16 protein-coding genes and 1 pseudogene are annotated in these 11,974 nt (G+C 65.2%); 13 read left to right on the top strand and 4 right to left on the bottom strand.

Features of this window, described 5'->3' with window-relative positions; all coding sequences use genetic code 11:
• Positions 1-2: 2 nt before the first annotated feature.
• Genes AC1D0P_RS13620 through AC1D0P_RS13610 form a run of 3 tightly spaced genes read left to right on the top strand, consistent with a single transcriptional unit; the run spans position 3 to position 2,040 of the window.
• Positions 3-899: a DUF3034 family protein gene (locus AC1D0P_RS13620; RefSeq protein WP_477677228.1), complete on the top strand. Its 897-nt coding sequence runs from the start codon at positions 3-5 to the stop codon at positions 897-899.
• 29 nt (positions 900-928) lie between these two features.
• Positions 929-1,375: a group I truncated hemoglobin gene (locus AC1D0P_RS13615; RefSeq protein WP_477677227.1), complete on the top strand. Its 447-nt coding sequence runs from the start codon at positions 929-931 to the stop codon at positions 1,373-1,375.
• Positions 1,376-1,392: 17 nt separating this feature from the next.
• The gene (locus AC1D0P_RS13610) at positions 1,393-2,040 is read left to right on the top strand and encodes a cupredoxin domain-containing protein (protein ID WP_477677226.1); all 648 of its coding nucleotides are present in this window, start codon (positions 1,393-1,395) and stop codon (positions 2,038-2,040) included.
• Positions 2,041-2,049: 9 nt separating this feature from the next.
• On the opposite strand, the gene AC1D0P_RS13605 is transcribed toward AC1D0P_RS13610, so the two are convergent.
• Positions 2,050-2,643 (bottom strand): hypothetical protein, encoded by a 594-nt coding sequence (locus AC1D0P_RS13605; protein WP_477652755.1) that lies wholly within the window; start codon positions 2,641-2,643, stop codon positions 2,050-2,052.
• Between the two features lie 16 nt (positions 2,644-2,659).
• Positions 2,660-3,241: a DUF3455 domain-containing protein gene (locus tag AC1D0P_RS13600; RefSeq protein ID WP_477677225.1), complete on the bottom strand. Its 582-nt coding sequence runs from the start codon at positions 3,239-3,241 to the stop codon at positions 2,660-2,662.
• Between the two features lie 234 nt (positions 3,242-3,475).
• Between AC1D0P_RS13600 and AC1D0P_RS13595 the strand changes: the two genes are divergently transcribed.
• From AC1D0P_RS13595 to AC1D0P_RS13550, 10 genes are all read left to right on the top strand, one after another.
• Complete coding sequence (locus tag AC1D0P_RS13595) at positions 3,476-4,087, top strand: RNA polymerase sigma factor (protein WP_477677224.1); 612 nt, start codon at positions 3,476-3,478, stop codon at positions 4,085-4,087.
• 79 nt (positions 4,088-4,166) lie between these two features.
• Entirely contained in the window at positions 4,167-4,907 is a 741-nt protein-coding gene (locus AC1D0P_RS13590; protein WP_477677223.1) for an anti-sigma factor, read from the top strand.
• Between the two features lie 17 nt (positions 4,908-4,924).
• On the top strand, positions 4,925-5,677 hold the full coding sequence (locus AC1D0P_RS13585; protein ID WP_477677222.1) for an alpha/beta hydrolase: 753 nt from the start codon (positions 4,925-4,927) through the stop codon (positions 5,675-5,677).
• 22 nt (positions 5,678-5,699) lie between these two features.
• On the top strand, positions 5,700-6,374 hold the full coding sequence (locus AC1D0P_RS13580; protein ID WP_477677221.1) for a phytanoyl-CoA dioxygenase family protein: 675 nt from the start codon (positions 5,700-5,702) through the stop codon (positions 6,372-6,374).
• Positions 6,375-6,496: 122 nt separating this feature from the next.
• On the top strand, positions 6,497-6,967 hold the full coding sequence (locus AC1D0P_RS13575) for a tetratricopeptide repeat protein (protein ID WP_477677220.1): 471 nt from the start codon (positions 6,497-6,499) through the stop codon (positions 6,965-6,967).
• A gap of 97 nt (positions 6,968-7,064) precedes the next feature.
• Complete coding sequence (locus tag AC1D0P_RS13570) at positions 7,065-7,442, top strand: DUF6632 domain-containing protein (protein ID WP_477677219.1); 378 nt, start codon at positions 7,065-7,067, stop codon at positions 7,440-7,442.
• Between the two features lie 14 nt (positions 7,443-7,456).
• The gene (locus AC1D0P_RS13565) at positions 7,457-8,134 is read left to right on the top strand and encodes a cupredoxin domain-containing protein (RefSeq protein WP_477677218.1); all 678 of its coding nucleotides are present in this window, start codon (positions 7,457-7,459) and stop codon (positions 8,132-8,134) included.
• A 97-nt stretch (positions 8,135-8,231) separates the two neighbouring features.
• Positions 8,232-9,539: an aminotransferase class V-fold PLP-dependent enzyme gene (locus tag AC1D0P_RS13560; protein ID WP_477677217.1), complete on the top strand. Its 1,308-nt coding sequence runs from the start codon at positions 8,232-8,234 to the stop codon at positions 9,537-9,539.
• Between the two features lie 134 nt (positions 9,540-9,673).
• The gene (locus AC1D0P_RS13555) at positions 9,674-10,003 is read left to right on the top strand and encodes a hypothetical protein (protein ID WP_477677216.1); all 330 of its coding nucleotides are present in this window, start codon (positions 9,674-9,676) and stop codon (positions 10,001-10,003) included.
• A 24-nt stretch (positions 10,004-10,027) separates the two neighbouring features.
• Positions 10,028-10,888 (top strand): enoyl-CoA hydratase-related protein, encoded by an 861-nt coding sequence (locus tag AC1D0P_RS13550; protein WP_477677215.1) that lies wholly within the window; start codon positions 10,028-10,030, stop codon positions 10,886-10,888.
• A gap of 12 nt (positions 10,889-10,900) precedes the next feature.
• Here AC1D0P_RS13550 and queF read toward each other — a convergent pair whose 3' ends face one another.
• Both queF and AC1D0P_RS13540 read right to left on the bottom strand, forming a co-directional pair.
• Complete coding sequence (queF, locus tag AC1D0P_RS13545) at positions 10,901-11,728, bottom strand: NADPH-dependent 7-cyano-7-deazaguanine reductase QueF (RefSeq protein WP_477677214.1); 828 nt, start codon at positions 11,726-11,728, stop codon at positions 10,901-10,903.
• Between the two features lie 114 nt (positions 11,729-11,842).
• Positions 11,843-11,974: pseudogene (locus tag AC1D0P_RS13540) on the bottom strand (alpha/beta hydrolase); the annotation flags it as partial.

Raw genomic sequence — 11,974 nt, 5'->3', positions numbered from 1 at the left:
CCATCCCCCTACTCGCAGGCCTCCTCCTGAGCATGGCTGCCCAAGCCGACACAGGAAAACTCCTCCTGACCGGCGGCGTCAGCACCATAGAAGGCCCGGCCGGCGGCGGCCTGACGCCCTGGGCCGTGATCGGCAGCAACGCCACGGCGGACGAGATCGGTGGCTCGGCCTACCTGACCCATGTCGGCACCCGCGACTATGGCCTGAACATCTACGGCGCGGCGGCCGGCATCCATGACCGCTACGAGCTGTCCATCGCGCGTCAGGACTTCAACACGCGGGACACCGGGGTGGCGCTGGGCCTGCCGGGGCTGCACCTGAAGCAGACCATCGTGGGCGCCAAGCTTCGCGTGCTGGGTGATGCGGTGCTCGACAGCGACACGCTGGTGCCGCAAGTGGCTGTCGGCGTGCAGTACAAGAAGCTGGGCTCGACCGGGCTGGACGGCACGCTGGCCGCGCTGGGCGCCAAACGTTCGGGTGTTGACGTGTACGTGAGCGCCACCAAACTTTTCCTGGGCCAGGGCCTGCTGGTCAACGCCACGCTGCGCGCCACCAAAGCCAACCAGAACGGCCTGCTGGGCTATGGCGCGACGCTGGGCGGTGATGAAAACCGCTACAGCCTGCAGCCGGAGTTTTCGGTCGCCTACCTGGTCAGCAAGAACATTGCCGTGGGCGCCGAGTACCGCTTCATGCGCAACAAGCTGGAAGGCGCCGGCCGTGCCGCGGGCCTGGGCAACGGCCTGCGCTCGGAAGACTGGAAGGACATCTTCATCGCCTGGGCGCCGACGAAAAACCTCTCGCTGACGCTGGCTTATGTGGACCTGGGCGTGATCGTGCCCGCGACCACGGCCAGCCGCAAGCAGTCCGGTTACTACCTCTCGGCCCAGGTCGCTTTCTGAGCCTCGCCAATCATTCAAGGAGCATCATCATGAAAAAAACACTGATCTGCCTGGCGTTTGCCGCGGGCAACGCGTTCGCCCAAACCGCGCCCCCGCAAAACGACCAGCTCTACAAAGCCTTCGGCGAAAAGCCCGGCCTGGTCGCGCTGATGGACGACTTCATGGTCCGCCTGTTGGCCGATCCGCGCACCGGGCCGCACTTCGGGCCGTCCAACCAGCAACGCGTGAAGGAGCAGTTGGTGGAGCAGCTCTGCGCCCTGAGCGGCGGCCCCTGCGTCTACAAGGGCGCCGACATGAAAAGCGCGCATGCCAACCTGGAGATCAAAAAATCCGACTTCCATGCGCTGGTCGAAGTGCTGCAGCAAAGCATGGACGCCAAGGGCATCCCGTTTCGCAAGCAGAACGAAATGCTGGCGCTGCTGGCACCCATGAACCGCGACATCATCACGCCATCGGAAAGCGGGGCCAAGCCATGAAGGCCGCCACGCGGGGCATGGCCCTTTCCGCACTGCTGGCCTTCAGCGCGGCGGCGCAGGCCGGCAAGCTCGTGGTCTCGGTGCTCGACAAGGACGGCAAGCCGGTGCAAGACGCGGTGGTGGTGGTCACACCGGCCGGCAAGGGTGCTCTCCCTAAAAACCCGCTGCCCGCGCAAGCCACCATTTACCAGGAAAAGATGCAGTTCGTCCCGGCGGTGACGGTGGTGCCCGTGGGGGCCAGGGTTCAGTTCATCAACAACGACGCCTGGGACCACCATGTGCGCAGCTCGCCCGCGGGCATGGGCCAATTCAGCGCGACGAACGCGGGCTTTGAAATGCGGCTCGAAGGCAAGGCCGAGGGCAAGCCCGCGAAGTCCAGCGAGGTAACGCTGGACAAAGCCGGGGTGCTGGGCGCGACCCTGCTGGGCTGCTTTATCCACGGCTCCATGCGCGGCTACCTCTATGCCAGCGAATCACCCTGGGCCGCGAAAACCAGCTTCGAAGGCATCGCGACCTTTGAAGACCTGCCCGAGGGCACGGCCCAGGTGAAGGTCTGGCAGGCCGAGCAGCTGATAGACATCGCGCCGCAACAGGTAACGGTGGGCACGGTGCTGGCCAAAAACGTCATGCAGCTCACGGTGGTGCCGCGGCGGCGCAGGCCCTGACAAGGATCGCTAGCTTCGGCTGTCGTCTTTCCGGGAATCCACCTCCAGCGGCGCCAGGTCGGATGAATAAACCCGGTCGCCGATCTGCAGCGCCCGACCCTTCTCCCAGGCGGCCTCAAAGGCCGCGAGTTCTTCCAGCGTGGCGCGCTCATGGCGCCGCACAGGCGGCCGCGAATCGCCCGCGTCCTGGCCCGCGGGCAGGGGGACCGGCCGGCTGGCCGAGAAGCCTTGGATCTGTTCATTGACCTGCCAGTACACGCCGCTGACCAGCAGGTCGTAACGCGTGGCGGCATTTTTGGCGATGGCCGCCCCCACCTCGGCCAGCCGGGCGGGCCCGCCCTCCCGGTTGTCCAGGAAGTCGGTGGAAAGGTCCACCAGCACGAAGTATTGGTGGCCTCGCTTGTCGTTGCGCACCACGCGGAACTTGTAGCTGGCCGACAGGATGCCGTGGGCCTGCATGGTGACCTTGATGGCCTCGAACAGCATCTCGCGTCGGAACGCCATGCGCTCGTCCAGGTTCATCTTGACCGGCCCCGTTTCAGGACCCGTGGCGTCGTGCTTGGGGCTCTTGCTGGCGCTGAAAAGGTTCTTGAGCACGGACATCTCGGGCCTCACTTTTTCAAGTGTTTTTGGCGGTGAAAAACACGTAGTCGGCGGTATAGCCTTCCTTGACGCGTTTGCCGGCGTCGGCTTGCGTGGCGCAGCCTCGGGCCGGCGCATTGCCACCTTCGGTGTTCAGGCGCTGCACACTGGTGACCGGCGCCATCTTGCCTGGTGTGCCGGCGGATTTTGCCGTCAGCAGCAGCAAGGGGATGTCGCCGGGACGCTCGCCGTCGGCGCGCGCTTTGACCGTGCCCACGGTCTTGCTGCCGTCTAGCGCGGTCCAGTTGGGGCCGGCGCCATGCGTGCCGACTTTTTCGTCTTTCTGGTTGAAGAGGTCCGCCTCGGGCGCAACAAACACCCAGGCCCAGCCACCCTTGTCGGAGGCGCGGCATTCGTAAATCTGCGAACCCACCGCGTGCCAGGTGAAGGCCGCGCGTTCACCATCGGCCGGCTTGAGCGCGGCGGGCACCGGCTTGCCTGTGTCCATTTGCGCGGCTGGGCCGCCGGCGCAGGCGCTCAACAGCAGGCCGGCACACAAGGCGGCGGCGGCAAGGCCGGTGTGAAACCTGGGTGGGGTGGCGGTTGCAATCGGTGTCATGGCGATCTCCTGAGAGGGAGCCCTGCAAATATTGACAGGTCCCCGGGTTAAATGAAAGTAAAAAAGAAAGTAAAAAAGCCCCAACTCCCAGTGCTGGAGGGCTGTGGGCCGGCGCGGCGGCCCGCCCACCAGGGACAAACGACGGCAAGCACCAATTGGATGCAGTTTTTTTTGAAAAAATGCCATTGCCGGAGATGTTTTGCCGCCTGGGCCTAACTCCCTATACTCAGCCGCATGAAACTGGCCTCCGACATGGACACCCGCAGCCTGCAAGCCCTGATCGCCGGCGCGGCGCAAGGCGACCATGGCTGCTTCGCCCAAGTTTATGAACGCACCCATACGCATCTGTTTGGCGTCGCCGTTCGTATATTGGGACAAGGACAGGCGGCCGAAGATGTGCTGCAAGAGGCGTATGTGAGCATCTGGAAAAGCGCAGCCGGCTACCGCAGCGAGGTGGACGGCCAAACCATTCAACCCATGACGTGGCTGATCGCCATCGTCCGCAACAAGGCGCTGGACGCCTTTCGGGCACGCGCGCGCCGCAAGGAAAGCGAGTTGCCCGAATCGGGCGACGTGGACGAAGAAGACAGCGAAAGCACGATGGCACCCGCCCCCAGCGCCATGCAGCTGTTGGAGCAGGCCACCGAGGCCCTGCATATAGCAGGCTGCATGAACGCGCTGGAAGGCAGCCACCGGCAAAGCCTGGCGCTGGCCTATTACCAGGGCCTGTCGCACAGCGAGGTGGCCGCCCAGATGGGCGCGCCGCTGGGGTCGGTGAAAGCCTGGATACGGCGCGGCCTGGAGAAACTCAAGGGCTGCCTGGCCGCGCAAGGAGTGGTGGCATGAGCGCCGCCGGACCGCTCCAAGGCGCGAAGGCCCCCTCGGGGGGCAGCGCAGCGGCTTTGCCGCAAGCGTGTGGGCTGTCATGAGATACACCCACCCTGAATTGCTCGAGCACCTGGCCTCCGCCTATGTGCTGGGCACATTGGCCGGCGGCGCACGGCGGCGCTTTGAACGACTGCAGCGCGACCGCGCCGATGTGCGTGTGCGTGTCACCCAATGGGAGGCGCGCCTGGGCCAGCTGGCGATGTCTGTGCCGGCGCAGCAGCCTTCACCCCGGGTGTGGGCCGCGATCGCGGCGCGCACGCAGCCCGCCGGCACGCGGCATGCGCAGGGCAAAGCCGGTTGGCTGGGCTGGCTCAAGCCGGCGGGCTTTGGTTTTGGCGGCCTGGCCGCGGGCGTGATCGCGGCCAGCGCGTTCTTTGTCGCCATGCCCACCCTGTTCATGTCCAGCGACCAGCTCGCGATGCGCTCGGGCGAAAAGCTGCCGCAAAGCTATGTGGGCCTGCTCACCGACGCCCAGGGCAACGGCAAGCTGCTGGTCAGTTCGCTGCGCCACGGCAAGACCATGACGGTCAAGGTCATAGGCCCGATCACGCCGCCCGCCAGCGGAAAGCTGGTGCTGTGGGCCGTGCCGGCCAACGGCCCGGCGTTTTCGCTGGGCACCGTGCCGACCAGCGGCTCGGCGGTCTCCATGCTGCCCGACACCTCGGAAAAACTGCTGTCCAAGGTAGGCAAGCTGGTCGTCACGCTGGAAACCGAGGCCAACCCGGCCAAACCCGGCGAGACCGTGGTCTTCAGCGGCAATTGCGCCAAGCTGTGGTGAACAGGCCGGCGCGCGCAGTGGCGGTTTTCTTCACGGTCCTGCTGCTGGCCTACCTGGCCATTTGCGCGGCGCTGTTTGTGTACCAGCGTTCGCTGCTCTACTTCCCGCAGCCCCGCCTGGAAGGCAGCCCGGCGTCCACGCTGCACCTCAAGGTTAGCGACGCGGATCTCGTGCTCACCGCCCGGCAGGCGACAGGGCCCAAGGCCCTTGTTTACTTCGGCGGCAATGCCGAAGACGTTTCGGCCAACCTGCCGTCTTTCGCGCAAGCCTTCCCGGATCACGCCATCTACCTGCTTCACTACCGGGGTTATGGCGGCAGCAGCGGTAGCCCCACCGAGGCGGCGCTGCAAAGCGATGCCCTGGCCTTGTTCGACCACGTCAGCAAGACGCATGCGGACGTCACCGTAGTCGGCAGAAGCCTGGGCTCTGGTGTAGCTGTCTGGGTCGCCAGCCAGCGGCCGGTGTCGCGCCTGATCCTGGTGACGCCCTACAACAGCATCCAGGAACTGGCCGCGCAGCGCTTTCCCTGGTTTCCCATCTCCTGGCTGCTGGTCGACAAGTTTGAATCCTGGAAGTACGCGCCCAAGGTCACGGCGCCCACGCTGCTGATTTCCGCTGAACACGACGAGGTCATCCCGGCGGCCAGCACCGGGCAGTTGCATGCGCGCTTCAACAAAGGCACGGCCGCGCTCAAGATGTTGCCGGGAACCTCGCACAACACGATCTCGCAGCATCCGCAGTACCTCGTGCTGTTTCAATCGATGCTGTGACCCTCGGCATCCCCTGGCAGGCATGGATCACACCGCATTCACGACCCAGGGCTTTGCGCTTGTTCCCCAGGTGCTGGGCGGTGCCGAATGCGAGTCGGTCGCTTCCCGGCTTGCGGGTGTTTCGCCGGACTCAGCCGGAACACGCGGCCTGCTGTCGCAAGCCTGGTGCCAGGCGCTTGCGGCATCGCTGCATCGGCACCCCTTGCTGGCGCCGCTGGTTCCGGCTGACTTCGTGGCCGTGCAGTGCACCTTCTTCGAGAAGTCGGCATCACGCAACTGGCTGGTGCCGGTGCACCAGGACATGAGCATCCCGGTGGCAGCCCGCGTGGAACACGCCGGCCTGGGCGGTTGGTCGGAGAAGGAAGGCGTCCTGTACGTCCAGCCGCCGATCGAGCTGCTAGAGCAACTGGTGGCCGTGCGTTTGCACATCGATGCCTGCGGCGCCGAGGACGGCCCCCTGCGGGTCATCCCTGGTTCCCACCTGCAGGGCAGGATGGAAGCGCAAGCCGCCGCGGCGGCCCGCCAGGTCCAGGCCGAAGCCGTCTGCACGGCGGAGCAGGGAAGCGTGATGGCCATGCGACCGCTGCTGCTGCACGCCTCCTCCAAATCCACGGGAAACAGCCGGCGAAGGGTGTTGCACTTCCTGTTCGGGCCGCGCACACTGCCTTTCGGCCTTCAATGGCCGCAAGCGGCCTGAGCCCTTACAAATAAATACGAGTTCGGCTGCATCCAATTCTCCAGTCATGCCGTTTGTATAAGGTGCTGATTCGCAGCGCATCCAACTTAGTCAGTAAGCAAGCAACATTCAAGGAGCCCGACATGAACGCTTTTTCCATCCGTAACTTCATCGCCCTGCCCGTCATCGCCCTGGCTTTGGCCGGCGCGGCCATCGCGGCCGACATACAGACCACGCCGGTGCAGAACGCGCAGATCGACGACTTCGCCGCCGGCAAGAAAGCCATTGACGCGAAGAACTGGTCCGAGGCCGTGAGCAGTTTCAACAAGGTCGTGGCCAAGAACCCGAAGAATGCCGACGCCTACAACTACCTCGGTTATTCGAACCGCTGGTTGGGCAAGTACGACGAGGCCTTTGCCGCTTACGGCAAGGCCCTGGCGCTGGACCCCAATCACAAGGGCGCGCTGGAATATTCGGGCATCGCCTACCTGAAAACCAACCAGAAAGCCCAGGCCGACGCCCAGCTCGCCAAGCTGCAGGCCATCTGCGCCGGCTGCGAAGAAACCCGTGATCTGGCCAAGGCTGTTGCGGAATACAAGCCGGCTGCCAAGTAACAAGCGCTCAAACACCCTCCTGGCATCGTCGTGCTGCCGGGAGGGTTGTGAGTTGCTGGAGATGCGCGGCTTTCGATGATCCGAAAGAGACAAAACAATGACAAATGCTGATCGCCTCAAATACCTGCGCGTCGCCCTGACGCTGACAGGCCTCATCTTTACTTTTGCCTTTTGGCCGCTCACCATCGTCTGGCCTTCGGGCTGGGCCTGGCATACGGAGGGCCGTTCGCACTACCTTGAGATGATGATAGGCCTGTACGCAACGCTGGGTGTCTTCCTTTTGCTGGCGGCCCGCAACCCGCTGCTGCACCGCAGCCTCATCTGGTTCACCGTCTGGTCCAGCGTCGTGCACGGCGGGATCATGGCGGTGCAGTCCTTCAGCGGCCACCACACCATGGGCCATCTTTGGGGTGACGTGCCGGCGCTGTTTGTGGTGGCAGCCGTGCTGGGCTTGTTGATGCCTCGCGAAACCTGAACCGGAAGAACCCCATGACACACCCCACTTCGCGAACGCTGGCATCCGCCCTGCTCTTGCTCGCCGGCCTGGCCTTTTCCGCCTGGGCCGGCGCCGCCAACCTCTCGGTGCTGGTGCTCGACAAGGAAGGCAAGCCGGCGCCCGATGCGGTCGTGGTGGTCGTGCCCTCGGCCAGTACCGGTGCAGCCCCAACCCCGCTGCCCAGCCAGGTCACGATTTACCAGGAAAAGATGCGCTTTGTACCGGCCGTCAGCGTGGTGGCCGTGGGCGCGAAGGCCCAGTTCGTCAACAACGACCCGTGGGAACACCACGTGCGCGGCTCGGCCGCCGGCGCGGCACAGTTCAATGCCGCGGCGGGCGAAGGCTTTGAGCTGCGCCTGGACGGCAAGCCCGAAGGCAAACCGGCCAGAACGGCCGATGCCACGTTCACCAAGGCCGGCGCCGTGCTGCTGGGCTGCCACATCCACGGCTCCATGCGCGGCCACGTGTATGTGAGCGAATCACCCTGGGCCATTCTGACGAATGCCGAAGGCGTGGCGCAGATCACGCAGCTTCCCGAAGGCGTCGCGCAGATCAAGGTCTGGCATGCCGACCAGTTGATAGACATCGCGCCGCAGGCTTACACCGTGACCGCTTCGCCGGGGAAACTTACGCTGCAATTGAGCGTCGTGCCGCGCCGCCGGCGGATCTAAGGGAAGAAAGGCGACACGCCGCCGCAGCCATGACGACACATGCCTGACATGTCCGGCGGTTAAAAACCGCAGACACCCATCATCAGGATACGTTTTCATGCTGCATGCCAATCGCCGCGGTTTTGTCATGGGCCTCGTGGCCACCGCCTCTCTCACCGCGGCCAATACCCAGGCCCAAACCCAGACCACCGCCCGGAGTCTTCCGCCCCTGCCGGCGGGCAGTGCGCAAGCCATGGCCACCGATCGCGGCTACTGGGCTGCCGTCAGGTCGCTCTACACCGTGACGCCCAAAACGGTGAACCTGGAAAACGGCTACTGGGGCATCATGGCCGACCCGGTGCGCAGCGAGTACCAGGCCAAGACCGACATGGTGAACCGCGAGAATTCCTACTATGCGCGTTCGCAGTTCGACGGCGATGCGACCGAAGCCCGCAAGCTGCTGGCCGCCGCCGTGGGCGCCGCTCCGGGGGAGATCGCCTTCACGCGCGGCGCCACCGAAGCCCTGCAGCTGCTGATAGGCGGCTACAACAAACTCAGCGCGGGCGACAGCGTGCTGTTTTGCGACCTCGACTACGACTCCATGCAGTACGCGATGAACTGGCTCAAGGACAGGCGCGGCGTGAACGTGGTCAAGTTCAGCATCCCCGAGCCCGCCACGCGCGAAGCCGTGCTGCAAACCTACCGGGAAGCCCTGGCCAACAACCCCAAGGCCAAACTGCTGCTGCTCACGCACGTCAGCCACCGCACGGGGCTGGTAATGCCCGTGGCCGAGATCGCCGCGATGGCCAGGGCCCGCGGCGTGGACGTGGTGCTGGACGCCGCGCACTCCTGGGGCCAGATCGACTTCAAGGTGCAAGATCTCGGCGTGGACTTCGTCGGCTTCAACCTGCACAAGTGGATAGGCGCACCCGTCGGCCTGGGTTTTATGTACGTCGCCAAAGGGCGGCTGCCCGATATAGACCGCGCGATGGCCGACGAGGACTGGCCGGCCGACGACATCCGCTCGCGCGTGCACAGCGGCACCTCCAATTTCGCGGCCCTGCTGACCCTGCCGAGGGCGCTGGCCCTGCATGCGGAAATCGGCCCCAAGGCCAAGGAGCTTCGCCTTCGCTACCTGCGCGACTACTGGGTCGGCCGCGCCCGCGAACTCAAGGGCGTCGACATCCTGACGCCGGACCAGCCCGGCATGGCCGCGGGCATCACCTCTTTCCGCCTGGCCGGCAGGACAAAGCCGGACGACTACAAGGCGCTGGTGGCGCAGCTGCGCGACAGCTATGGCGTGCTGACGGTGCGCCGCACCGGCGTGGCCAAAGGCCCCTGCATACGTGTCTCCCCGGCGCTCTACACCACCGAGGCCGACCTGGACCGGCTGGTCTCGGCCCTGAAAACCCTGGCCGCGGCCTGAGGCGCGGTGGCCGGGGCGGCCCGGCCTGTCACGAGGGCTTGCAAAAAAAAGCGTTTGGCGTCGACCCTGACGGCTTGCGGCCGTTGACAGAAGCTTTCACGAAACTTACATTGAAGCTTCCGCACGGAGGCTTTATGTCCGATCCCTCTGATCCTTCCAACGCACCCACACCTACCCGGTCGCCCTACTGGCACCACATCACGCTGGCCCAGTTCCAGCGCCTGAAGGACTGGCGCGAGGTACAGCGAGCGGCGCACCCCCTCGAATGCCAGCTCTGGGAAGCGGTGCTGACAATCTGGCTCATGGGCTGGACGGGCTGGCTGCCGGCTTATACCTTTGACGCGGCCTGGGCCTACCCGCTGTGCGCGCTGGGCGTCCTGGCGCCGCGGCTGTATGTCTATGCAAGAGCGCGGGCGCACCTGGCGCGGCGTCTCAGGTGTGACTGGCTGGACTTGGTCGCCTGACCCGGTCTGACTTAGAGTGGGGGCATGAACGCTCCCACCCCACCCTCCCTGACCTGCTTCACCCTTACCACCACCGGCCACGTCGCCCACCTGGTGCTGAATCGCCCCGAGGCGATGAACACCATGCACCCGCTGTTCTGGCGCGAGCTGGACGCGGCGCTCACGCATCTCCATAAAACCGGCGAGGCACGCGTGCTGGTGATCTCCAGCACCGGCAAACACTTCAGCGCGGGCATGGCGCTGGAGACCTTCGGCAGCGGCATCGCCATGGACGACCAGAGCCCCGAAGGCCGGGCGGCCATCTTCGACCTGCTGACGGACATGCAGGCCACCTTCACCAAACTCGAGACTTTGCGCATCCCCGTGATCGCGGCCATCCAGGGCGGCTGCATAGGCGGGGCGGTCGACATGGTGACGGCCTGCTGCCTGCGCTACGCCACGGCCGACGCGTTTTTCTGCATCCAGGAAATCAACATCGGCATGGTGGCCGACGTGGGGACGCTGCAGCGCCTGCCCAAGCTGCTGCCGTTGGCCGTCGTCAAGGAACTGGCCTACACCGGGCGACGACTGCCGGCGGCCAGAGCACTGGGTTACGGGCTGGTCAACGAGGTGTTTGATTCAGCGGACGCCATGCTGGCCGCCGCGATGCAATGCGCGAACGAAATCGCCGCCAAGCCGCCGGTGGCGGTCTGGGGCAGCAAACAGGCCATCCATTACGCGCGCGACCACTCGGTGGACGATGCGCTCCGGCAAATGGGCTGGCTGCAGGGTGCGATCTGGAGCAACGCGCATGTGCGCGAGTCCGTGATGGCCATGAAGGAAAAGCGCGCGGGGCAGTTCCCCGGGCTTACGCCGCTCAAGAACTTCAGCGAGTTCGGGCAGTAAACCGGGGCGTTCTTACTGCCGTGCAGTGCGTATGCTGGGCGGCAGCGCCTGCGGATGGCTGGTGCGGAACGGGTTGATGTCCAGCCCGCCGCGCCGCGTGTAGCGCGCGTAGACCGAGAGCTTCAGCGGTTTGCAGCGCGTCCAGATGTCCATGAAGATGCGCTCCACGCACTGCTCATGGAACTCGTTGTGGTTGCGAAAGCTCACCAGGTACTGCAGCAGGCCTTCCTGGTTGATCTGCGGGCCGGCGTAGCGGATCTGCACGCTGCCCCAGTCGGGCTGGCCGGTGACCAGGCAGTTGCTTTTGAGCAGGTTGCTGGTCAGCGTCTCCTCGACGGGTGGCTCGTCGAATTCGGCGAACAGCAGCTCGGGCGCGGGCTGGTAGTGGATGCACTCCACGTCCAGCCGGTCCAGGTTCAGGCCATCAAGCTCGTGCACCGGCTCGCGGTCGAACAGCTCGGGGCCCAGGGTCTTGATGCCGACGCCCATGCCCACCACGGCGTTGAGGTCGGCGCGAATCCGCTCGCGCACGTCGCGCGCATCCGCGAACCGCGTGTTGTTGAAGCTGTTGAGGTAGAGCTTGAAGGACTTGCTCTCGACGATGTTGGGCGATTCGCAGGGCACGGTGATCTGGGCCAGCGCCACCTGGGGCTTGCCGCGCAGGTTGAGCCAGCTGAGTTCAAACGCCGTCCACAGGTCTGCGCCGAAAAAAGGCGGCGTGCCGGTGACGCCGATTTCGGCGCGTTTGCCTTCGCGCGGGATGGGAAACAGCAGCGAGGCGTCGTACTGGTCGATGTAGGCCGAGGGTTTGCCGAGCTGGGATTGTTCAGGGGTGTTCATGTCCCCATTTTCGCAGCTAACCGCACCGCGCAGCGAAGGGCCGCCCCGAGCAAGCGACGGCCCCCTCGGGGGGCAGCGAAGTACACGAAGTGACGAGCGTGGGGGCTCTATTTTTCAGCTGTGGGCCTTGAAGTGAGGGATCAGGTGCGCAAGCAGACACTCCACCACCCCCGGCGGCAAATCATGGCCCATGCCTTCAATGCTTTCAAAACGCGCACCCGGAATGCGCCTGGCCGTGTCCTGGCC

Source organism: Polaromonas sp. P1_G2 (assembly GCF_056405515.1).
The sequence above is the reverse complement of the archived record's forward strand: the minus strand, read 5'-3'. Positions and strand labels throughout refer to the sequence as shown.